The sequence below is a fragment of the Silvanigrella aquatica genome, assembly GCF_001907975.1.
Taxonomy (GTDB): domain Bacteria; phylum Bdellovibrionota_B; class Oligoflexia; order Silvanigrellales; family Silvanigrellaceae; genus Silvanigrella; species Silvanigrella aquatica.
Genome location: NZ_CP017834.1, coordinates 2,907,747 through 2,931,072, shown reverse-complemented (window position 1 = coordinate 2,931,072; position 23,326 = coordinate 2,907,747). Strand labels below are relative to the sequence as shown.

At 30.6% G+C, this 23,326-nt stretch carries 19 protein-coding genes; 16 read left to right on the top strand and 3 right to left on the bottom strand.

Features of this window, described 5'->3' with window-relative positions; translation table 11 throughout:
- Nucleotides 1-393 (top strand): hypothetical protein, encoded by a 393-nt coding sequence (locus AXG55_RS12465; protein ID WP_148698437.1) that lies wholly within the window; start codon nt 1-3, stop codon nt 391-393.
- A 50-nt stretch (nt 394-443) separates the two neighbouring features.
- Nucleotides 444-1,016: an acyltransferase gene (locus AXG55_RS12460; RefSeq protein ID WP_148698863.1), complete on the top strand. Its 573-nt coding sequence runs from the start codon at nt 444-446 to the stop codon at nt 1,014-1,016.
- Between the two features lie 4 nt (nt 1,017-1,020).
- Here AXG55_RS12460 and AXG55_RS12455 read toward each other — a convergent pair whose 3' ends face one another.
- Entirely contained in the window at nt 1,021-2,154 is a 1,134-nt protein-coding gene (locus tag AXG55_RS12455) for a cyclic nucleotide-binding domain-containing protein (RefSeq protein ID WP_148698436.1), read from the bottom strand.
- 388 nt (nt 2,155-2,542) lie between these two features.
- Here AXG55_RS12455 and purH point away from each other — a divergent pair, with 388 nt between their 5' ends.
- The 7 genes from purH (at nt 2,543) to AXG55_RS12420 (ending at nt 12,101) form a co-directional block, all read left to right on the top strand.
- On the top strand, nt 2,543-4,198 hold the full coding sequence (purH, locus tag AXG55_RS12450) for a bifunctional phosphoribosylaminoimidazolecarboxamide formyltransferase/IMP cyclohydrolase (protein WP_148698435.1): 1,656 nt from the start codon (nt 2,543-2,545) through the stop codon (nt 4,196-4,198).
- Between the two features lie 153 nt (nt 4,199-4,351).
- A complete protein-coding gene (locus AXG55_RS12445; RefSeq protein ID WP_148698434.1) occupies nt 4,352-5,110 on the top strand; it encodes a substrate-binding periplasmic protein in 759 nt (252 codons plus the stop codon).
- 12 nt (nt 5,111-5,122) lie between these two features.
- Complete coding sequence (locus AXG55_RS12440) at nt 5,123-6,889, top strand: ATP-binding cassette domain-containing protein (protein WP_148698433.1); 1,767 nt, start codon at nt 5,123-5,125, stop codon at nt 6,887-6,889.
- A 10-nt stretch (nt 6,890-6,899) separates the two neighbouring features.
- A complete protein-coding gene (locus AXG55_RS12435) occupies nt 6,900-8,789 on the top strand; it encodes an ABC transporter ATP-binding protein (RefSeq protein ID WP_148698432.1) in 1,890 nt (629 codons plus the stop codon).
- Nucleotides 8,790-8,798: 9 nt separating this feature from the next.
- A complete protein-coding gene (locus tag AXG55_RS12430; protein WP_148698431.1) occupies nt 8,799-9,581 on the top strand; it encodes an SDR family NAD(P)-dependent oxidoreductase in 783 nt (260 codons plus the stop codon).
- A gap of 165 nt (nt 9,582-9,746) precedes the next feature.
- Nucleotides 9,747-10,991, top strand: a complete 1,245-nt coding sequence (locus AXG55_RS12425) for a S8 family peptidase (protein ID WP_233231210.1) — start codon at nt 9,747-9,749, stop codon at nt 10,989-10,991.
- 177 nt (nt 10,992-11,168) lie between these two features.
- Nucleotides 11,169-12,101 (top strand): DMT family transporter, encoded by a 933-nt coding sequence (locus AXG55_RS12420; protein ID WP_148698429.1) that lies wholly within the window; start codon nt 11,169-11,171, stop codon nt 12,099-12,101.
- A gap of 123 nt (nt 12,102-12,224) precedes the next feature.
- Here AXG55_RS12420 and tyrS read toward each other — a convergent pair whose 3' ends face one another.
- Nucleotides 12,225-13,493, bottom strand: coding sequence for a tyrosine--tRNA ligase (gene tyrS, locus AXG55_RS12415; RefSeq protein WP_148698428.1), 1,269 nt, complete (start codon nt 13,491-13,493; stop codon nt 12,225-12,227).
- Nucleotides 13,494-13,536: 43 nt separating this feature from the next.
- On the opposite strand from tyrS, the gene AXG55_RS12410 reads away from it, so the two are divergent.
- The 7 genes from AXG55_RS12410 to AXG55_RS12380 all read left to right on the top strand — a co-directional run bounded on the left by AXG55_RS12410 (nt 13,537) and on the right by AXG55_RS12380 (nt 21,971).
- A complete protein-coding gene (locus AXG55_RS12410; RefSeq protein ID WP_148698427.1) occupies nt 13,537-14,415 on the top strand; it encodes a hypothetical protein in 879 nt (292 codons plus the stop codon).
- Nucleotides 14,393-15,091, top strand: coding sequence for a hypothetical protein (locus tag AXG55_RS12405; RefSeq protein WP_148698426.1), 699 nt, complete (start codon nt 14,393-14,395; stop codon nt 15,089-15,091). The genes AXG55_RS12410 and AXG55_RS12405 overlap by 23 nt, the downstream gene beginning before the upstream one ends.
- A gap of 89 nt (nt 15,092-15,180) precedes the next feature.
- Nucleotides 15,181-16,389 (top strand): tetratricopeptide repeat protein, encoded by a 1,209-nt coding sequence (locus AXG55_RS12400; RefSeq protein WP_148698425.1) that lies wholly within the window; start codon nt 15,181-15,183, stop codon nt 16,387-16,389.
- 18 nt (nt 16,390-16,407) lie between these two features.
- Complete coding sequence (locus AXG55_RS12395; RefSeq protein WP_148698424.1) at nt 16,408-17,124, top strand: hypothetical protein; 717 nt, start codon at nt 16,408-16,410, stop codon at nt 17,122-17,124.
- A 574-nt stretch (nt 17,125-17,698) separates the two neighbouring features.
- On the top strand, nt 17,699-18,796 hold the full coding sequence (locus AXG55_RS12390; RefSeq protein WP_233231089.1) for a transposase: 1,098 nt from the start codon (nt 17,699-17,701) through the stop codon (nt 18,794-18,796).
- Between the two features lie 226 nt (nt 18,797-19,022).
- Entirely contained in the window at nt 19,023-20,111 is a 1,089-nt protein-coding gene (locus AXG55_RS12385) for a hypothetical protein (protein WP_148698423.1), read from the top strand.
- A gap of 42 nt (nt 20,112-20,153) precedes the next feature.
- Nucleotides 20,154-21,971, top strand: a complete 1,818-nt coding sequence (locus tag AXG55_RS12380; RefSeq protein WP_148698422.1) for an ABC transporter ATP-binding protein — start codon at nt 20,154-20,156, stop codon at nt 21,969-21,971.
- On the opposite strand, the gene AXG55_RS12375 is transcribed toward AXG55_RS12380, so the two are convergent.
- Nucleotides 21,909-23,231 carry a 3-oxoacyl-ACP synthase III family protein gene (locus AXG55_RS12375; RefSeq protein WP_148698421.1) on the bottom strand — a complete coding sequence of 441 codons (1,323 nt, stop codon included), beginning with the start codon at nt 23,229-23,231 and terminating at the stop codon, nt 21,909-21,911. The genes AXG55_RS12380 and AXG55_RS12375 overlap by 63 nt on opposite strands.
- Between the last annotated feature and the right edge of the window lie 95 nt (nt 23,232-23,326).

Below are 23,326 nucleotides of genomic sequence, written 5' to 3'. Positions count from 1 at the left end.
TTGTCCGACGAAAATATTCAAAAAAATTCTTTTTCTCAGCAGCCTGTAGCTCCCATAAAAGAAATGGGATTGGAAGAAATTATTCAACTCTCCAATAAAATTGGTCTTGAATATGTTGAAAAAAGAAAAGAAGCAGAAAGATTAGAGCTATTACGGACATCAATTCGTGCTAAAATTATGAATCGTATTGAATTAACTTCAGATAAAATTCCTGAGGCGCGTTTAAAGCGTCTTGCGGAAGCGGATCAGGAATATATTAATTTACTTGAAAAAATAGTTTCTGCCCGTGCTGAAACAGAAAAATTACGAATACGCTATGAAAGCTATAAGAGTTTATTTGATGCGCGCCGGACAATGATCAGCTATAAAAAAATTGAATTAAAAACATTATAGGTTTGCTTGTGATTAAGTATATTGAGCAACATAAAAAACGTTTATGCTATATGCCTTGGTTATATTATTCTTTAAAAGAGAAACATTTAATTTGGGCCAAGCCTTGGCAAGAAGAAATTCAAACAAAGTTACAAAAGTTAGAAACTGTGAAAATTGGAAAAAATTGTTTTATATCACCACAGGCCAATATTTTTGCGGAGCCAGGTCGAGATATTATTATTGGAAATAACGTAACAATTGCGTCAGATGTCTTTTTACATGGTCCTATTACAATTCATGATGGTGCCAGTCTCAATGCGGGAGTGAGCATTGATGGCGGTGCAAAAGGTGTTGTGATTGGTGCAAATACCCGTATAGCAAATAATGCAAAAATATATGCATTTAATCATGGGATGTCTCCTGATAAATTAATTAAAGATCAACCTGTGACTTCCCAAGGAATAATTATTTGTGAAGATGTTTGGATAGGAGCTAATGCTTGTGTGACGGATGGTGTAGAAATTGGAAGTCATGCTATAATAGGTATGGGTGCTGTTGTTACCAAAAATATTTTAGAGTGGTCAATTGTGGGAGGAGTTCCTGCTAAAATTATTGGTGATAGAAGAGAGAGGAATAATTTTTAAAAAATTAAAAAATATTTTCAAATCCTACAATAAAGGCGCCCCAGACTCCAATTAAAATGTGAGAAATACTCACACCAATAAGAGAATTTTGTTTTGCATAAAGCCATCCCCAAAAAATTCCTGGAATAAAGACAGATAGGGCAAATCCAAAACTAATATGAGAATGTCCGCCGGCAAAAAGAATATTTGAAAGAATAATAGAAGACCACATGGTTTTTTCTTTAGATCCTGATAAGAATTTTTGCAATGCTGATTGAATACCACTGCGTACAATTAATTCTTGAATAGGAACAAAAAGTATATAACCTAATAAAGCGATAAAATAGACTTTTAAGTTAACATCTGCTGCCGTTTTAAAAATAGACATGGGGTCGAATAAGGGTAAATGATGAAATTTAGGAATAAATGTTATGGTAAAATATTTTAATCCAGTAATTATTACTAAAAAAGGAAATGTTAATAAGATAGATTCTATAATGACTTTTTTCCAATTATCTAATGTAATACCAAATGTCTTTAATGGGTAACCGCTTTTTGTCATCATGGAAATAATAAAGTAGCAAAATATAACCAGAACGATGACAGTAACGACGGTTGAATTTGAGGTATAATTTTTTAATTTTTGTAGCATTTGTAAAGACATGGCATACAAAGTTGTAATAGCAATAATATTTACGGCAAAATTACCAATTGCCAATCTTTCCTTTAATACTTCCACAGTAACTTCATTTGTAAAGCGCAATCTTTTCGATATTTTTTCGCCGAAATAAGAAGTCAGTTTTAAATATATATCAACATAATTTTTATCTGTTTTAATTTTTTCAAGGTCAAAACATAGTAAAGTTGAAGGTTCTGTAGTTTTTGCGCTTGCTGAACGTGCGGTGTTTTCAAATAGAACCATTTCGCCAACAACTTCTCCTCTAGAGAGTCTTGCTAAAGGATAAAGTCTATTGCCATTATTTTTAAGAATTTCAACGGAACCATCAACAATAATAAAGAAACGTAAATCTAGTATGCCTTCATAAATAAACATTTCACCAGCATTTAAATTAAGAAATGTTGAAATTTCTTGGAGTCGTTCGAGTTGATCTTCGCTGAGATCTTTGAAAAGAGGTATGTTTTTGAATGAATCTATCATTCTATTTGTTGCTCCAAAATGACAATATTTAACGTTTCTTTATATATTTAGTAATATGCTGAAAAAAATGATTGGGAATTATCAAGGCATTAGCCGTTGTTGTAAAACTCAGTAAAGCAATTGTAGAAGGTAATACTTTTAAGAGGAGCTTTTTAGAGATGATTTTAGACATAATAAAACCTTTTAAATCCTTAATTTAATGGTGAATAGATTGTCGGAAATATATTTCCTAATTTTAAATATTTATTTTTTTATGTGTCAATGTTATCAGAGAGAGGTTCGTCAGGATTGACGCATTAGGAATGAAAATTGGTAAGCAAAGAATATATTAAAAAAAAATTACATATTTCAGGTTGTTAGCGATAATACTTAAATTGAGGACAAAATCATGAGCATCCATTCCGCCCAACCGCTAAAAAAAAGAGATCTGATTTCAGTTCGTAGGGCATTGTTATCTTTATCAAATAAAGAAGGTTTAAAGGAGCTTTGTGCCTTTCTCACTCAATATGGCTGTGAACTTGTTGCCACCTCATCAACTTATAAAGCTATAAAAGAATTAGGTTTTCTATGTGTTTCTGTGGATTCTATTACGCAATTCCCAGAAGTTTTAGGGGGGCGTGTTAAAACTCTACATCCTAAAATATTTGGCGGTATTCTTTGTCGAGAATCTCTAGATAGTGACAGGCAAGACATGCAAACTCAAGATATTAAACCCTTTGATATCGTTGTTTGTAATTTATATCCCTTTCAAAATGCCTTAGCAAAAGGCGCATCACCAGAAGATTTAATAGAAAATATCGATATAGGTGGTGTTAGTTTACTGCGTGCTGCAGCAAAAAATCATGCTTTTGTTTCTGTTTTATGTGATGTTTCAGATTATGAATATTTTAAAGAAAATGTCTCTAAAAACAACGGTCAAACAACAATATCGCTTAGAAAAGAGTTGGCTGTTAAAGCTTTGCGAGAAACAGCTGCTTATGATGAAATTATCTCATCTACTTTAGAAAAAAGTCTTGAAATTGAAAATAATTTATTAAGTAAAATAGGCCCCATTCGCAGTGAAAATATAAAATCAATTGATTCCTTTCCTGAGAATTTAAGTCTCTCTTTAGTTAAGCAACAATCGCTTCGTTATGGGGAAAATCCACATCAAAAGGCCTCTTTTTATCGTATTGCAGATAGCAATTTAAAGGAAGTTTGTACTCTTTCTCATTTAAAATGCTTTCATGGCAAAGAATTAAGTTATAATAATGTTTTAGACATAGAGCATGCTATTAAACTTATAAGTGAATTTAAAGAAAATTATTCGGCAGTTATTTTGAAGCATAATACTCCTTGTGGTGTTGGTGTTTCCTTACACTCTATTGCAGAAGCTTATGAGCGTGCTTTTGAATCCGATCCAGTAAGTCCTTTTGGGGGTATTGTTTGTATTAATAGTGAAGTAACCCTTGATTTGGCTAAAAAACTTTCTGAAACATTTTTAGAAGTTGTTATAGCTCCTCATTTTACGGAAGATTCTTTAGCCTTATTACAAAAAAAGAAAAATTTACGTTTAGTTACTTTTAATCCAGAGCTTCCTTTAGCAAATAAAACAATTTTCACACATGTTCAGGGTGGTTTTTTAGCGCAAAGTGCAAACAATATTGTGATAGATTGGAATAAAATAACATATCCAACGCTTATAAAACCAACTGATGACATATTAAAAGCGTTAACATTGGGTATGACTGTGGTAAAACATGTTCGTTCTAATGCTATTGTTTTAGCAAATCAATATCAATCTCTATCTGTGGCAGGCGGCTTTACCAATCGTGTTGATGCTGTAGAGCAATGTCTCAAGAAAGTCCGTCTTCCACTTGAAAATGCGGTATTAGCAAGTGATGCCTTTTTTCCATTTCCAGACAGTATTGAAATGATAAAAGAGAGTGGCGTTAAGTATATTATTCAACCGGGTGGCAGCGTACAAGATTACGAAGTCATTAAGGCTTGTGATAAGTATGGTATATCTATGGTATTTACCGGTTGTAGACATTTTAAACACTAGTTTATTGCAGGTTTCTTTTAAAGTTTTATCTTCCTGGTCAAAAATAATACTTAAATATTCTTACTTATTTTTAAAAATAGATTATAATTAAATAAGACATTAGAAAAATTAAAAATAATTTTAATTTTGAATAAATATTTTTGGGAGTCAAGAATGAAATTATTTTTTTTATTTTCCATGATTATTTCATTTTCTTATAAATTAAGTGCATATTCTGAAACAATAAATATAGCATGGGATACATGGTGTCCTTGGTTTTGTGAATCTAATGAAAATCCCGGGTTTTTAATTGAATTGGTTGAAAATGTGTTTAAATATTCAAAAACGAATATTCAATTTCAAAAATATACTTGGGTAAATGGCTTAACAGAAGTAAGGCAAGGTCGCATATTCGGAATGATAGGTACGTCCAAATATGAAGCTCCCGATTTCATTTTTCCCAATGAACATATTGCAGTTCAGCAAATGTGTTTTTATGTAAAAAACAATTCATCTTGGATTTATAAAAATTTGGACTCTTTAAATGAAGTTTCAATTGGAGTTCTTAGAGAAGCAAATTATCCTAGCTTAATGAAATACATACATGCAAACTCTGATAATCCCAAGAAAGTTCAAATTATCGAAACTCAAGATGTTTCAGAGCAAGGATTTACAGAACTCAAGAAAAATAAAATTGACGTATTTTTAAATGATATCATTTCAGCAGATTATTATTTAATAAAAAACAAATTAACAAGTGATTTTAAGAGGTTGGATTGTTTAGAGAAAGAAAAAATATATTTATCTTTTAGTCCAAAATTAAAAGATAAATCCTTAAAATTAGCAAAAATATTTGACACTGATTATAAAAAATACAGACAAACAGATGATTATCAAAGGCTAATAAAAAAGTATCATATAAAATATTTTTAAGATGGATTTTTTATGGAATATAAAATATTTTTTAATTTAAAAATAAAATCTTTATTTTTAAAAATTTTATTAATGCGAATTCATATGAGATTTTTTGTTTTTATTATGAGTCTCATTGCTACTGTTTTTTCTCTTTCGGTTCCTTATTATCAAAAAGAATTTTTAGATGGTTTATTAAAAAATTCTGTAAATATAAGTCATGAAATCATTATATTTTTATTATTGATTTTTGGATTTTCAATGTTATCTCAACTATCTGTTTTTATTTCGAAGATATTTAGTTATTTTGAAGGAAGTTATATTCAAAAATGGCTATCTCATGAAACATATTCGAAAACATTAGTCTTAAAAGCAGATAATCCTAAAAAAATGTCGGCGGGTCAAGCGCTGTCTGTATATGCGACGGATGTATATACGGCATGTACTTTAATCGATGACGTGATTCCAAATATTATATCGTATATTTTGCCAATCTTATTAGCACCTGTTGCTATTATTATTATGACATCAATTAATCCCATGCTCATTATTGTCGTTATTCTTTCTATATTAACTCTGAATTGTTTAATGGCTATTAAGCAAGGGAAATATTTTTTTCATAATAAAATGTTCGCCGCAATACGAATTGGGCACGTTAATGAATGGCTTCAGAATATGAGAGTTATACGCATGCTGGGTTGGACAGAGTCATTAGAGAAAAAAATTAAATATTCTCGTATAAAAGAAACAAATAATAGACTTGCTATGGTTACCAATGGCTCTACAATGAATTCCATAGGATATTCAGCACCTTTTTTTATTAATATTATTGCCGTATTTCTTTTAATCAAACTTGAGGGAAATAAAATATCATCGGGGCAAATATTTAGTTTACTTTGGATATTTGGGGTTTTACTAACAAGACCTCTTCGTATGTTGCCCATAATGCTTGTAAGTATAACTGATTGCTATACATCAATTAAAAGGGTTCAAAACTATTGGAATCAAGAAACAGAAAAAGATGAAGTACAAATGAAAAATAATAATTTAGAAAATACAAATTCAGAAGGATGCGACCTGGAGATAAAAAATTTAAGTTATAAATATGAAGGAAAGTTATTGCTTGATAATATTAGCATAGTTATAAATAAAAATGAATTTGTTGCTATAATAGGTGAGGTGGGGTCAGGAAAAAGTTTAATTTTACAAGCTTTATTAAAAATAATAAGTTCAGAATGTGAAAACTATAAAATAAATAATGAATCTACTGAGAATATGGATTTAAATAAATTGAGATCTTACTTTAGCTATGTACCGCAAGATATTTTTATTGTGAATTCAAACTTAAGAGATAATGTGGCATTTGAATATGATTATCAAAAAAATAATGATAATGAAATAATTAAATGCTTAGAAATGTCACAATTTAATTTTCAAACTGAAAATATAAAATTGGGACTTAATACAGAAATTGGTGAAAGAGGAGTTAATTTATCGGGAGGTCAAAAACAAAGAGTAGCTATTGCTCGGGCTTGTTATGCCAATTGCCCTATTATTTTATTAGACGACTGTTTAAGTGCACTTGATGTGAATACAGAAGAGAAAATAAATGAATCATTGCTTAATGGTCATTGGAAAAATAAGACACGCATACTTGCCACTCATCGCCTTTCCATTTTGCCAAAATGTGACAGAGTTTTATTTATAAAAAATGGTAAAATTGTAGAAAATGGTAAATTTTATGAAATATATGAACGCTCAAATTACGTAAGAGATTTTGTCTCTACTCTTTCTGAATAAAGGTCATTTTATGACAGTATCACCCTTTATGAATGAGGAAGTTACATTTTCAGGTAAATATTCTCGTTCCATTTTTAAAACAATATCTATGTCTGTTCGAGAATTTAGAAAAAAATTTATAATTTGTATTTTTTTAGGATTTTTAGGAAGAGCATTTTTATTAGCAAATGCAAATATTATCGGAAAATGGGCTGATCATTTATGTAAAAATTCTCCAATTTGTTCTTCACATAATGATATATTTTTAAATTATTCCGATTCCGATTTTTTTATATTATTAATTATATTTTCAACAATTGGAATTTTATTAACATTAATATTTAGAATATCAGTTTCAAGAATGGGCACTCATTCTGCTGCTATTTTTTATGATGAAACTACTTTAAGAGTATCGCGGTTTCCTATGATTTTTTTTGATACAAACCCTATAGGACGTATTATTACTCGTTTTAGTAGTGATTATTCTGCTATTACAAGAATGTCGGGCGGGCCTTTATCTGAAGTACTTTCGGTAACTTTCGATCTTATTTTATTTTTTATTTTGATCATGATAGCAAGCCCTTATTTTTTGCCTTTACTTATCTTATCCGTATTTTTAAATTATTTTGTTTATAAATTAAATAAATATAAAATGAGGAAAGAAAGAAGGGAGCTGAGTATCAGTCGTGGTCCTGCTTTATCACACTTTGCAGAAACGACTCAAGGCGCAAAAATTATTCGTGTATTCAGAAAAGATATTGCTTTTAAAAATAGATTTAGTAATAAAATAAACTTATTTATTTCGCAAAAAAATAAAACCAACATTTGTGTTAGTATTTTTTCTTTACAAATGGGTTTTTTAAATGTTTTTTTATTATTTATAACGGGAGCTTTTGGAATTTGGTTAGTTTTGAAAGGATATGTGAGCATTGGAGCTTTGGGAGTTGCTTTTACTTTTATAGCCATGACTTCTACAACAATTCAAGTTTTTTTTGAATGGATATCAGCATTAGAAGAAGCTCTTACGGGAGTTGAAAGAATGGATCAATTTTTACATAAAGAAATTGAAGTGGGAGCAGTGTTACCTTATTCAACTAAATTTAATACAAATCATAGAATTCTTTCTTTTGAAGAAGATTTAAAAATTAAAAGTTCAAAAATTTTTAATATGAAAAATGCTGATATTGTTGTTGAAAATCTCTCATTAGGCTATAGTAAAAATTCTTCATTGGCATTAAATAATGTATCATTTAAAATTGATAAAGGTGAAAAAATCGGAGTTATTGGTAGAACAGGAAGTGGAAAGTCAAGTTTAATACAAGCTCTGTTTCATCTTTATCCTTTTTATCAGGGGAGTGTAAAAATAAATGGATATGAAGCGGATGTGGGACAAGAAAAAAAATCTGATGGAAAATATGTTAATTTAGAATTATTCCGATCATCAATTTCTCTTATTGCTCAGGAACCCGCCATATTTGCAGGTACTTTAAGAGAAAATTTAATTATAAATCGTAAAGTGACTGATGAAGAATTGATGTATGTAGCAAAAATAGCGGGTTTAGGAAAATTATTTGCAAATGGAAATAAAACTTTAGATTATGTTGTTCAAGAAAAAGGGGCGGAGTTGTCATTAGGTGAAAAACAATTAATATGTATGGCAAGATGTTTACTACAAAATTCACCAATTGTATTAATGGATGAGGCGACAAGTTCCATCGATCCTTATACCGAAGAGTTGCTTATTAATGCGACAAAACAGTTTTTAAATGGAAAAACACAAATAATTGTCGCCCATAGACTTACAACTATTGAAGATTGCGATCGAATCCTTTGGCTTGACTCTGGTAAACTTATTATGGACGGTTCTCCTAAAACAGTTTTAAATGCTTTTAGGCATTTTGAAGAATCTCAAATGCATTGAGGGGTAAAAATGAGCGGTGAAAAGTGGATTATAGGAACAGGATTTTCAAGGGGCATTGGTTATGAACTTGCCAAAAAAATCAAAGACAATAAGTATAAAATTGTTCATTTAGGAAGAGGGCAATGTGGTTTTGAAGATATTTTTATTTGGTGGGATTTGCTCAATCCTATTTCTGATAGCCCTATATTAGAGTTATCAAAACAACTTTATGGCAAATCTATTGTCGGATTTATCTATGGTGCTGGTGTCATGCCTATCCTAGGCGTAAGCGAATCAAACCGTATGGAAAAGCATTTATTTTGGCAATCACAATCAGAGGCCATGCGAGTGAATTATTTTTCTTGTGCCGAAATTGTAGAAGATATATTGCCATTTATTATGAGCCATAATGATGGTGACATAAAGGATGTTCCGTTTGTAGCACATTTGTCCTCTCTTTCTGCTGTGGATCCTTTTCCTGGTTTAGAACTGTATGGAGCGACAAAAGCGGCTTGTCTTTTGTATTTTCAGTGGTTATCAAAACGTTTTGCTATGGATGAGTTAACTTGTCTTTCTATTCATCCTGGGACTGTGCATACGGATATGGTCAATAATGTTGTCAATTCATCTTCAAAAGATTTAGAAATTGTTAGAATTTATAAAAACATGATTGAAAAAAAAGAACTTATGTCACCTCAAGCTTCTGCGGAAACTATTTATAAGTTTTTATTTTCTGAACAAGCTAAAAAAGAAAATGCTCATGGAAAGCTTTATCTTGCTGATAAAGGCGAAGTCTATCAGCATAGTAAGTAATATTTATCATTAGTTAGAAAAATTTATAGATTACCAATCATAAAGTAAATAAAATTAAAAAAAATTTCTACCCATAATCTTGATTATTTTGCAAAAATAATTTAATAATTTTTTATAAATAAAAGTTTATGAATTTAAATAATGAAATATTTAAAGGTAATTTATATGGAAAAAGTAAGAAAAATATTTTCTTTACTTGTCGTGCTATCAATTTTTTCTTGTGCCAAAAACCAGCAGAATGGGAGTCAAATTGATGCCTCTTATGATGGTGCTATTGTCATCGAAACGGATCTTTCTGATATGGAATTGGCAAGTTATGGAAATGAAGTCATATATAGGTTTGAATCCATTCCTAAATTAGTTGCTATAAAGCCCAAAGATAGTAGGGTTTTAAAAAATAACGAAATTTACTCAAATACAAATGAAATATTAAATAAAAATTCAAAAAAAGTATATCAAAATAATAATAATATAAAACGGGAATTAAATTTAGGGAATTGTCATTTTTCATATTGTGAGTCTGGTTTTCAAAGTGTTATGGAAAATATCAATAAAAATAAATTGAATTTAGAAAATGTAAAAGTAGCCATAATTGATTCCGGTGTGAAAATAAGAGATGAAATTAAAAATCAAATCGAACAAGAAATTAATATTACTGACGATTTAAATACCGAAAATTGGTCTGATCATGGAACAAATATTGCTTCGATATTTACTGGATTTTCAAAATCAAATGAAGTAGAAAATTCGTATGCTAAAAATGCTAAAATATATTCCATTAAAGTGAATGTAGATAGTGATAATATTAACAATATGCAAAAGAAATTTGGATCCATGCAATTGGCTGTTGCTTTAGATAAAGCCGTTATATTAGGAGCTAAAATTGTAAATATTAGTTTACAGTATAATAATGAGCCAGATAAAAATGTGTCATCAATTGAAAAACTCCTTATTTCAAAGGCGGCAGAAAAAGGGGTTTTATTTGTTCTTGCTGCAGGAAATGAAAATAAAAATTTAGATAGCGAACCCAGTTATCCTTCAGGATATAGTCTAAATAATATTATAACAGTAGGTTCTCATTATTATGATTATAATGAATTAAAGCTTATGAAATCTTATTTTTCGAACTATGGGCATTCCGTAGATATTTCAGCACAAGGTAATGATATAGAAGTTATAAATAAATCAGGGCATCAGGTAAAGCAAAGTGGCACAAGTTTTTCAACACCTATTGTCTCATCTGCATTATCAATTTATTTTGGTTTATATCCAAATGCAGATTTAAATACAACATTGGAGCATTTATATTCCAGCGCAATTGGTGATAAAAATACGACTACAAAATATGGAAGACTTAATTTAAACACCATGATCCAACTTGGAAAAAATAAATATTTACAAAGTTTTTAATCTTGATAAATAAGATATATTTTTGGTATGCTATTTAATTTGCAAAAAAAATAATTATTAAATAGGGTCTCTATAATTGATCTTGCCAATCAGCATTCATGAGTATGGTAAGGTTATATTATTTTTTTAATATTAATTAATGGCAGAAATCATATTTCATTCAAAAAGGTTATTCATTTGTCAAAATATTTTTCTATTTTTCTCGTCTTCATGTCAACCTTATTTTGGGGAGCAAATTTCAATGTGGGAAAATTTGTAGTTGAATATTTACCGCCCACCGTTGCAGCTGCCCTGCGATTTTCTTTGGCATCTATTGTCATTTTAATAATTGTTTATTTTAAAGAAAAGCAATTTAAAATGGCAATTAAAGAAAATTTTATAATGTATCTTTTGTTAGGATTTATTGGTGTTGCTGGTTTTAATGGGTTCTTTTTTTTAGGGCTTAAATTCACATCTTCATTTAATGGTGCTCTAATTATGGCAACAAATCCCATATTAACGGCTTCCTTAGCGGTCTTTATTTTAAAAGATTCTTTTAATAAAAACTTATTATATGGCATGTTATTAAGCTTATTTGGAGTGCTTATTATAGTTACAAATGGATCATTATCTAAGCTTATGAATCTCCAAATTTCAGTGGGAGATTATTTCATTATGCTGGGTAATATTTGTTGGGCGTTATACTGTGTTCTTTGTAAGCGATTTCTTAAAAACTCAAAACCTTTAATTACAACAGCAATGACAATGCTGAGTGGAACTATTTTATTAATTTTATTAGCATATCAGGATTTTAATTTAACAGAGCTTATTTCGTTGCCTTATTCTGTGTATATGTCAATTTTTTATATGTCAATTTTTGGAGCTGTTCTTGCTTATTTATTTTGGAACATGGGTGTAAATAATTTAGGTGTAGGAAAAACTTCAATTTGGTTTAACATGGTGCCTGTATTTACAGTTATAATTTCATTAATAATGGGTCAATCTTTTTATTTTATACAAATAATAGGAGGTTTTATTGTTATTTTGGGAGTTATTTTTTCTTTAAATTTTTTTAATTTTAAGAAGGTTTATAAAATAATGCGAAAATCATTTTCGGAAAAAAATATATAGGGATATTATCATTAATTTTTGTAATGAATTTATTTGAAAAAAAATTATAAAATGTTTGTTTATTGAATATCGCAAGAAATTATTTGAGAATTTAAATTTCAAGCGAGTATATTTTAAAAATGATCACTGCATTTTAACTAAGTGATAATCCTTTTTTCCTTTACGGAGTACAATTGCATTTTGTGGTGTTTCAAAATCTTTTTCAGAAATTTTATAATTAAAATCGTTTAGTTTTTCGCCATTAAAATTCAAGCCGTTACCTTGTACAAGTTTGCGTGCTTCTCCTCTACTTGGCGATAACCCACACTTAATTAACAAGGCTAAAATATCAATTCCTTGTTCCACTTCTGGTTTTGAAAGAAATGTGGCAGGCGCATTGCTAAGATCACCAATTTGTCCCGAAAATAAAGTTTTTGCTGCTTCGAGTGCTTTAATTGCTTCTTCTTCTCCATGAACAATTTTTGTGACTTCAAAAGCCATAATTTCTTTAACTTTATTAATATTTTCATTTTCGCTAAATATTTTTGTAATTTCATCCATTTCTTTGAACGTAAAGACTTTAAACATTTTTGCGACGTCAGCGTCATGAACATTTCTAAAAAATTGATAGAAATCGTAGGGGGAAGTGAGTTTGGCATCGAGCCAAATGGCATTGCCCGCGGTTTTTCCGAATTTTTTTCCATCACTGCCCACGAGAAGAGGTGTTGTGACAGCAAAGGCTTTACCGCTTTGCACACGACGTATGAGATCGGCACCGCCTAAGATATTAGACCACTGATCATCTCCGCCAAATTGAACAATGCAATTGTATTTTTGATATAAATGGAGAAAATCGTAGGATTGTAAAAGTTGATAACCGAGTTCCATGAAGGTCAAACCACCTTCATTAAACCGTGTTCTATTCACTTCCGCAGACAATAATCTTGCCACGGTAAAGTGAGAGCCGACGTCGCGGGCAAAATCGATCCAGCTCATGGGTCCAATCCAGTCGATATTATTTACAAAAATAGGAGGATTAGGAACGTCAAATTGGAAATAACGATTTACAAGCAATTTAAAATTTTCAATATATTCTAATATTTGTTCTTTTGTATTCATAGGGCGCATTTCGGTGCGTCCTGTGGGGTCACCAATTAATCCTGTTGCGCCACCAAATAAAACAAGAGGTTGTAATCCTGCTTTTTGAGCTCTTCGGAGCATCATTAGAGCAGCTAAATTACCCACGTGAAGGCTTGCTGCTGTGGGATCGAATCCGCAGTAGACAGAGTAGGTCTCTCCTTTTTCATTTTTATTTCCTTTTAAAAGCAATTGTTCTAATTCTTCTTCGTGGCTAATTTGAGCAATGAGTCCACGTTCGCGGAGTTTTGTGATGAGAGAACTTTTTGCTGTCATGATTTCTGCCCTTTCATTTTGGAAAGCACCTTAGGAGACAAATATGTCCTTTAAACTAAAGAAAATAATTCTTGTCCAGTTTTGTTTTTCTATCTTATTTATTTCTCATTCTGCTTTTGCTGATAACGTAAAGCCCTCTGCAGCACTTAATGTTCCTACATCTTCTTTTGCCGCAGGAAGTGGAGCAGGGGCATCGGCACCTGGTGATGCTTCGGTGATGGACGCCAATCCTGCTATTTTACCTGCATTAAAAAAACAATATTCTGTTTTTGGCGGAACATCTTGGCAAAATTATTTTGATTTATTGGAAGCGGGAGTTTTTGATTCTACAACCACCCCTGTAGCTATGGTTATTCGTGGGAGACAAACAATTCCCAATGAAACCTCAAGAGATAGAAGTTTCAAAGCCGCTTTTGGTTATCAAATTCCTGCCATTCCTAATTTGAGTGTTGGTCTATCTGGAGAATATCAACAACTTGGCTTAACAGATAGCTGGCAATGGCAAAATTCAAATTACAGAATGGGGGCAGGATTATTTTATCAAATAAATACCTCTTGGCAGCAGCCCTTTTTTTTAGGTCTCAGTACGAATGGCTTATTTGATAAATATAATGCTAGTATTATTGATGTGGGAGTATCAACTGTTGCCTTAAATCAATTTTATACTTTAAACGCAGATGTCTTATTTGATTCAAAGAATGGATTTCAAAGCGTTATAGGTGGAGTTAATATTCTGGCGCAAACTTTTTTTGAATTAAAAGGGAGTGTGGGATATAACCCTAAAAATGAAAGATTTTTTTGGGGTAGCGGTATTTTTTTTAAAGGACCCCTTCTTCACCTCTATTATACGCTTGTAAAGACAGATTCCGATGATACAACACTCAGGCAAACTGCGGGAGTTGAGCTCGCATTCTCTCTTTAATTTTTTTTTGTTAAGTCCAGCCCCTTTTGGAGGAAAAATGGCAATTACGGATGGCCCTAATTCTCTTTTTATTTCATCTCAGTCAAAATCTGCATCTCGTGTAGGCCATGACATTTTAGCTTATTGCAATCGTTGCAAGATGAATTTAACTCATACTATTGTAACTACCGAAGCTCATAACAAACCTGGCAGGGTACAATGCAATACCTGTAAGTCAGAGAAGCAATATCGTCCACCAAAATCTGAAGCCGCACTAGCAAAAGGAGGAAAGCAAGAGATGGAACGAGATGAAGAGCAGGATCTTGATTTGGACGCCGGAGCAAAGCGTTTAACAGGTGAAGAAGGCACATTGAAAAAGAAAGGAAAAGCGAAGCCTAAATCACGGAAAAAAGATGAAACAGAGAGTCGCGTATCGAAGGGATCAAACCAATTGCCTTTGAGTATGTTGGCGGGAACCACAGAAGATATTGCTCATTATGAAGCAAGATTGAGTGCCCAAAAAAATAATGTATCTCAAGCTAAAGAGTACAAGGCATCCTTACGATTTAGACCTGGAGAAATTGTTCATCATAAATCTTTCGGGATAGGCTTTGTGGTTGCGGAAAGTGGTTTGAATAAAATAGAAGTACTATTCCCTCAGGGAAGAAAGCTTCTGGCAACGGGTCTCGGCGATTAACGAAACCAAACTCTTTTTGACTCTAAAAAAAGTAAAATCCCTTGAACAATTTATAATGTTTGTATGTTGATCCGGGGAGGATACTAAGGGTGGAAAATTCTGATCTTTTTAAGATGTTTGGACTGAGTACCCCGATTCCTTTTAGCACCGATCTGCTCATTCATGTGGGGGAAACTCACAATGAAATTCGTTTGATTATTAAGCATCATTTGAATAAATTAGGTTTTAATAATGTGCGAACAGATAGAGATGGTCATGCTGCCCTAGCAGAATTAAAGGTGAAACCGGCACACATTGCCCTTGAAGGAGATGATCTCGAAATCCTCAATGGCTATGACATGATTAAAGAATTAAACGAAGATCCCGCCGTAAATAGGCCTGCCTTTGTCCTTGTTTCGAAAGCATTAAATAAAGCTGAGCTTATGTATGCTTTGGAAATGGGAATTGATGACATTCTCATACGTCCTATTTCGCAAGGTGATTTGTTACCTAAAATTAGAAACGCATATAATGTTTTTATCAATCCTAAAAATCCGGAACGCGTTTATGAATTTGCCAAATCAAAACTTCGTTCAGAAGATTATGACCAAGCCTTTAAAGTTTACGAAAAATTGACTCAGGTTTCTGAAAAAGCAGCGCGTCCTTTTATAGGAATGGCAAGGACAACTCTAGCGAAAAAAAATTTTGAAGAAGCCTTAAAATATGTCAATCAAGGTATTGAGAAAAATGAAAATTATATTCATGCCTACGTTGTTCGCGCTGAAATTTACTCCGCATTAAAAGAGGATGCTAAGTCTTTAGAGGATTTAAAAAGAGCTCTTTCTTTAAGTCCTATGAATTTGGTACGCTATGAGGGATGTACAGAGGCTTTAATTAAACAAAATAGAATTGATGAATGCATACAAATACTTATGATAGGAACCACGGCAGGATTAAAGCATCCGTACATTATTGAAAGGCTTGGATATTGTTACTTTATAAAAAAAGACTTTGCCAATGCTCTAAAACTTTTAAAGGATGCCGTAAGACAAGATCCTGATAATGTCAGCTATGCCAATTCTCTAGCTATTTGTTACCGGGATTCAAAAGATTTTGAAAAGGCGGTTCAAACATATAATCAGATTTTAAAGAAAAATCCCGATAACCATCTCGTCTTGTTTAACAAGGCAATTACCTTAATTCTTTGGGAAAAAAAAGATGAGGCAATTAAGATATTAAGAAGAATATTAAAAATTGATGCTAACTATACAAAGGCCAAGGATAAATTGCAGGAATTAGGGGCAAGTTTAGAAGAATGAAATGATCGGAGAGTTGTAATGGAAAAAGAATTACCTTTTGCAAAAGCACAAAGTTCTGAGCAAATGCTTATAGAATTGCTATTTCATTTTTCCATATTAATGGAATATCAGCTTATCGATTTGCAATCGAATGTAAGAGCTTTTGTGGAAGCCATGTCTGACGCTATTCAAAAAATGGATGGCTTGGTAGTGGAAGAAGGGCGTAGTGCTCAAGAAATTTATGAGAGTTTATTTAATAAAGCGACAAATACAGAAGCCACAGCGTTAAATCAGCGGGCAAATTTTCGAGCAGACGATATTTTTGCTGAAGCGGCTGCACAAGCGAATCCAAAACTTGCTGAACTTATTAAATCCACAGCAGCTAAAGAGAGTGAAAACAAAACAGAAGGCGAATCGGCTAGTGGAAGTAACGCGTTTGATAAAATCTGGTCGGAAATTTCAAAAAGATTTGAAAGTGTTTGCCGCTTAGAAGAGCGTTTGCGCCCTCAAGTTTATACTATGATCCAATCCCTAAACTTTGAAGATATTCAAACACAGCGCATAGAACATGCTCTTTTAGCGCAAAAAAAATTAAATGAAGGCATGATGAAATTTTTGAAAAAAGGTTTGAGTAACTGTGATTTAAAAGAAATTCTGGAATTCTCAACGAATTTAGTACGTGATACAAAAGCTTCTTATACAATGTCCGATGAAAGAAGAGTTTTTGAACAAGTTTTCTATGAAGATAAAAAATAATTATTTGTTTTGCCATAAAAATAATCAAATTGTTTCAATTCTAAAATTTTTGTAGTTATTTTTTATTTTTTATAAATCAATTAATAAATTATTTTTAATTTGATTTTAAACATATAAAATAAATTAACAAATAATAAATTAGGTTTCATCAAATAAATTATTTTTACTTTATGGTTATCAATTTAATTTTATTACGGTTTTTCTTGACAGTTTTATAAATAAATTTTAAATTTTATTTACTAGAAGAATATTTTTTAAAGCTTTATCTATTTTTCTAGTATAGTGTTAATTTATTTAAAAACTAAGGAAATTACAATGCGTATAGTAAGTATCAAAAGAAAAGAGACTTATTTAGCAGCTGTTAATAAGCTCTAATAATAATTGGACACTTATTACTAGGTGTCCAATATTAATTTTATAAAATAAATTCCTCCTCTATTCATTTTTAAAAAAATAAAGAGGCAATTTAAAAATTCAGTGGATGAGTAATTTTCTTCGCTAGAAAAGCGAAAAGGTGTTTCTTCTGTGTTAATTATAGTTTTGCGTAAACAAATTAATGCAGGAGAAACATTGCATGGATATCACGATTTCTAAATATTGGCAAAGATTTAAAGACAAATTATTTCCGGAACCAGAGATTTATCTTGGTAATCCTACAGAAAGCCATCTTGAGCTGATGCTGATTTTGGATACAATTAAGATTGCTGATTTTTTTAATGATTACGCTTCCTGTCCTGGAAGAGGTCGTCCATCTTTGGATAGAGAATGTTTTGCAAAAGCATTTATTGCAAAATCAGTATTAAATTTACCAACTACAGTTTCATTAATTGATCGATTAAAAGTAGATATTGTTTTGAGAAGAATTTGTGGTTTTATTAACAAAAATAAACTCCCTTGCGAAGCCTCATTTAGCAATGCTTTTAAGGAGTTTTCTAAAACAAAATTGGCTGAAAAAATACATGAAGTAATAATAAAAAAATATCATAAGGGAGTTCTGGTTCACCATATTTCCAGGGATTCAACCGCCATTGAAGTGAGAGAAAAGCCAGAGAAAAAAGAAGCAAAAATTGAATTAAAGAAACGGGCAAGAGGGCGGCCTCGCAAAGGTGAATTCATTCTAAAAAAGGAACCTTCAATTTTAGAAAAGCAAAAAAATAAAAATTTAAATGAAATGCTTTTGGAGTTACCTGTAAATTGCAATATTGGATCTAAAAAAAATTCTAAAGGCTATAGTTATTCATGGATTGGCTATAAATTGCATATCGATACAGGGGATTATGGAATTCCAATAAGCTGTTTATTAACTTCAGCCTCGGTTCATGACAACAATGTTTCTTTACCACTTGAAATGATCACTGGTAATAGAATATCGAGCTTATATACCCTTATGGATTCAGCATATGATTCTAGCATAATAAAAGAAGATATTATTGCGAGAGGAAAAGTTCATGTTATTGAGCATAATCCTCGCAGAGGAGAAAAAATTGAATTCGACCCTCCAAAATCTGAACGCTATAAGTTTAGAGCAGGAGCAGAAAGAACAAATGCGCTTCTAAAAGATAGTTACGGTGGAAATTCAATAATGGTAAAAAGCCCATCTAAAGTAATGTGCCATTTAATGTTTGGTATTATTTGTATTTCAGCGATGCAAATAGCAAGAGCCATAATTTAAATTGATCAAATAAACTCTAAAATACAGATTACTCTTTTAAGAAATTTAGAGGAGTAAATTTATTTGCAATAAATAAGGAACTATTTATAAAAATACATTTATCAAATTTCTTTCAATTTATTTTGCATTATATTTGAACAAAAAAATATTTTTATTCAATTTTGCTAGGGGCATTTTTAGGAATTTTTAAATTGCCTCTAAATTTAAAATTATATTAAGGTTATTTATGAATTCATCTTATGAAGGTTTTTTAAAATTATCGCCAAATGTACAAATTGACTTTTTTGAAAATGAAATTTCAATTACTTCGCCTTGGGTATCATTAAAATTAGAGTCAACAAATGAAAATCCAGATATGCCAAAAGAAATTATGAATTTAATAAAGAAAAATTCATGGAACTCATCAATAATTCAAGAAACACTTAAACTTATTAAAGGAGAATCACTTTCATTTTCAGCTCCTAGAAAATCTCTTCAGATTGAATATGAAATGGATATAAAAATTCCTTCGAATCCTTTAGATATGATCAAGTTTTGCTGTGATATAGATGATATATCTTATTTTGAAAAAATATTACCAGAAAAGTTTTCATGGAATGAAAAAATAATTAAAGATGAAGCAAAAATTAGTTCTAATTGTTACGATCCTATTACTATTTTAGAATTGGTTCGCACTTTTCAATTAGATCATCAATGCAATTCTATTGCAAATGAAAACTTTATAAATAAGTTAAAATTATTACAAGGAGAAGATGAGAACAAGCTGGCTATTTGCATTTTTCTTACAATATCTCAAACTCTATATGTTACTAGAAATTGTGAAAAATCCTTGACACCAGCTTTAATTCACAAAAAAATTAAAAATATTGTTGAAGATTTCATATCATCAGAAAGAGGTCATGACGCATTGATTCAAGCATCAATTACGTCCTTAAAAAAAGAATTTGAATTACCCTGTCCTGATAATGTCATTTTTCCGGAGACAAAGGTGGCAATGGAGTTATTAAAATTATCTGCAATGAAAAGTCCTTTGGCATTTGCTATTCAAGTGAATAGCTTTGAAGGTTTGACAAAGGAATCATCAGATATTTTTATTGACATAATGAAATCTTCTAAAAGGCTTGAAAAATCTTCATCTGGTATAGAAAAACATGAATTAATTAATAAAAATGAAGATCATGGAAATATTGGTAATATTATAGCATCAAAGATCTGTGGCATAAATGAGCAAGAGATGCTTTTAGCAATTAGATTGGCTGAATTAAATTCAATAATTGGTATGAGTGTTCTTGAAAGAATTTCAAATTCTGTGTAATTATACTTATAATTTACTTTTCTAATATTGCTGGATATTCTAATGCACCCGTTTAAACGTCTTTATTTATACTCCAAAAATTATCAAAAAGATATTACTTTAGGTATAATTTATTCTTCTTTAAATAAGCTATTTGATATAATGCCTGAAATTTTAATTGGAATTGCTATTGATACTGTTGTTAATAAAGAGAAATCAATTTTAGCTAATATTGGATTTCAAGTTGCCAAAGAGCAAATTCTAATCCTAGGGTTAATAACTGCATTTATTTTTGTTTTTGAATCATTTTTTGAATTTCTCTATTCTCTTAAATGGAGAAATTTAGCACAAAATATGCAGCATGATCTTAGGTTAGATGTGTATTCGCATATACAAAACTTAGATATATCATATTTTGAAAATAAAAATACTGGAAATTTATTGTCAATATTAAATGATGATATCAATCAAATTGAAAGATTTTTAAATAATGGAATTAATTCAATTATACAAGTCTTCCTTTCGTCATTATTAATAGGAATTATATTTTTTATTTTAAATCCTTCAATAGCATTATTATCACTTCTTCCGATTCCATTGGTTTTATTTGGCGCTTTTTATTTTCAAAGAAAAATTGGACCAAAATATTATGAAGTAAGAGAAAATGCAGGAATATTGAATTCTAATTTAAATAATAATATTCTTGGAATTACAACAATAAAAAGCTTTACAACTGAAAAATATGAAATAAAAAAAATAGAAGATTTAAGTTATAAGTATAAAAAAGCAAATAATAATGCAATAAAATTCAGTTCTGCGATTACTCCTGTTATTAGAATGGCTGTAATGATGGGATTTATGATTATTCTTGTTTATGGCGGTTATTTATCTTTAGACAACCAATTAAATGTAGCAGTTTATAGTATTCTCATCTTTTTATCGCAAAGGTTGTTGTGGCCATTAACAGACTTGTCTGAAATTACAGATAATTATCAAAGGTCACTCGCTTCTATAAATAGAGTTATGGAGTTGTTAAAAACTCCAACGAAATCTATAGTAAATGGAAAAAAATTAAATATTGAAGATTTAAAAGGCTCAATAGAATGTAAAAATTTAAACTTTTCATATTCAAAAAGACCTATACTCATTAATCTTACAATAAAAATTAATTTTGGTGAAACCGTTGCTTTTGTTGGTGCAACGGGGTCAGGAAAAAGTACTTTTCTCAAACTTTTACTCAGATTTTATGAGAAAAAATCGGGACAAATTTTAATTGATGGTCATGATATTTCAGAAATAAGTTTATACGATTTAAGAAAGTCAATTGGCTATGTAAGTCAGGATATCTTTTTAATAAATGGAACCATTGCTGAAAATATTGCTTATGGAACATTTAATGCGAGTCAAGAAGAAATTATAAATGCTGCTAAATTAGCTGAAGCACATGAATTCATAAAATCATTTGAAGCTGGTTATCATAGTTTGGTAGGTGAACGTGGACAAAAACTTTCAGGAGGACAAAGACAAAGATTGGCTATTGCAAGGGCTATCTTAAAAAATCCTCCCATATTAATTTTAGACGAAGCGACATCGGCTGTTGATAATGAGACAGAGTTAGCTATTCAAAAATCACTAGAAAAATTAGTTATTGGAAGAACTACTATAATTGTTGCACATCGTTTGTCAACTGTTAGGCATGCTGATAAGATTTTTGTATTAAATAAGGGCGAAATAATTGAAACTGGAAGTCATAAAGAATTATTAGAGAAAAAAGGAATATATTCAGGTTTGTGGGATATTCAAATGGGTGAAAAAAACTTAAATAACTTTCCCATGCAACATAGCAATAGTTTGAAACCCACCACCAGCAGTAACCCATAAATCAATACGTTTTAATTTTTTTATTTCATAATTATTGCTTGAATTTAATTCGTTTTCAAAAATATTTTGAAGATTATCCCATTCTTCCTCAAATATTTTAGATAACCAAGAGTCATTTAAAGAAACAGATCCATCATCAAATATATCTATTTTTTCATATTCAAATTGGGTTGAAAATAAAACACCATTTTCTTTTTTAGTATATGAAAATATATTTTCTTTTTCACATGCAAGTTTAAATTCTGAAATTAAATTATTTTTCGGAATATTTTTTTTGAAATGATAATGTAAACTTTTTAAAAAAAGAATTCGTGCTCTTAAAACAGGGAGTGAGGCGCAAACCATATTTCCCGTGTCGGCCATGAGAATGGGAATGCGTTTTGCAATTTCTTCGGGAAGTTTATTTATAACTTCTTTTAAAATATTTTTATTAGCTTGATGAATAAAAATAAATCCAGGTATAATGGAATTTGTTTCGTTAAAGCATTCTTTTAATAATTGCTCGCGTTTTTGCCACGAACATAATATTGCTTCTGTAATAGATTTTATAATTTGCAAGTAAGTTATTTTAGGATTTTGAAATTCGAGTTTGTTACGATGCAGATTGTCCTGATTTATGGGTTCTTTAGATCCTCCAACAGGAATGTAAATATTTTTCGAAATATTTGAGAGACTTTCCTGATGACAAAATTCAAAAAAGTCTTTGGAATTTTTACTTTCATCAATCTTATTTAAAAATATTCCACCAGCCCCATCGCCAAACAAGGATGTTGTTCTCATGTCGGTTATATTTAATCCTTTATGCTTAACCTCTGATGCTATTATTAAAGTACTTGTACTTGTATTCACTATGCCTATGGCACAACGCATTGCGGAAATAAAACTGCTGCAAGAACTGGCGACGTCAAAGCAATGTACGTGGGAGTTTAAATTTAATCCAGCATGAACAAAATGTGCTGTAGCGGGTGAGGGGTAATCTCCAGAGGTTGTCGCGACAATTAAAGTTTCTATTTTAGAGGAGTCAAGTGATGAATTTGCTATAGCTTTAATAGCTAAGTCGCTTGCTGCTTCATTTGCGTGAGCATATCTCCTTTCAGTAATACCTGTTTGTTTTAAAATGGTTTGCGCAATATCTGAAGAAGATTTTTGTGTGTTTTTAATATTCTGTGCTATGTCTAAATTATTTTTTTTAATAGCTGGAAGACAGCAAAAAATATGAGTTAAATTTGTAAATATAATATTTTTATTAATTATTTCCATTTTTTCCCTTCGGTGAGAAATATATTAACTTAGCGAAATAATTTTATGTATAGAAATTCTTTTAAATGCGAATTGTACCATACGTTATGCACTTT

Coding starts and splice junctions, on each gene's coding strand:
- AXG55_RS12440 (WP_148698433.1), top strand. CDS start 5,123: ATGGAATATAAAATATTTTTTAATTTAAAAATAAAATCTTTATTTTTA.
- AXG55_RS12455 (WP_148698436.1), bottom strand. CDS start 2,154: ATGATAGATTCATTCAAAAACATACCTCTTTTCAAAGATCTCAGCGAA.
- AXG55_RS12425 (WP_233231210.1), top strand. CDS start 9,747: ATGGAAAAAGTAAGAAAAATATTTTCTTTACTTGTCGTGCTATCAATT.
- purH (WP_148698435.1), top strand. CDS start 2,543: ATGAGCATCCATTCCGCCCAACCGCTAAAAAAAAGAGATCTGATTTCA.
- AXG55_RS12390 (WP_233231089.1), top strand. CDS start 17,699: ATGGATATCACGATTTCTAAATATTGGCAAAGATTTAAAGACAAATTA.
- AXG55_RS12430 (WP_148698431.1), top strand. CDS start 8,799: ATGAGCGGTGAAAAGTGGATTATAGGAACAGGATTTTCAAGGGGCATT.
- AXG55_RS12395 (WP_148698424.1), top strand. CDS start 16,408: ATGGAAAAAGAATTACCTTTTGCAAAAGCACAAAGTTCTGAGCAAATG.
- AXG55_RS12410 (WP_148698427.1), top strand. CDS start 13,537: ATGTCCTTTAAACTAAAGAAAATAATTCTTGTCCAGTTTTGTTTTTCT.
- tyrS (WP_148698428.1), bottom strand. CDS start 13,493: ATGACAGCAAAAAGTTCTCTCATCACAAAACTCCGCGAACGTGGACTC.
- AXG55_RS12460 (WP_148698863.1), top strand. CDS start 444: ATGCCTTGGTTATATTATTCTTTAAAAGAGAAACATTTAATTTGGGCC.
- AXG55_RS12385 (WP_148698423.1), top strand. CDS start 19,023: ATGAATTCATCTTATGAAGGTTTTTTAAAATTATCGCCAAATGTACAA.
- AXG55_RS12380 (WP_148698422.1), top strand. CDS start 20,154: ATGCACCCGTTTAAACGTCTTTATTTATACTCCAAAAATTATCAAAAA.
- AXG55_RS12375 (WP_148698421.1), bottom strand. CDS start 23,231: ATGGAAATAATTAATAAAAATATTATATTTACAAATTTAACTCATATT.
- AXG55_RS12435 (WP_148698432.1), top strand. CDS start 6,900: ATGACAGTATCACCCTTTATGAATGAGGAAGTTACATTTTCAGGTAAA.
- AXG55_RS12445 (WP_148698434.1), top strand. CDS start 4,352: ATGAAATTATTTTTTTTATTTTCCATGATTATTTCATTTTCTTATAAA.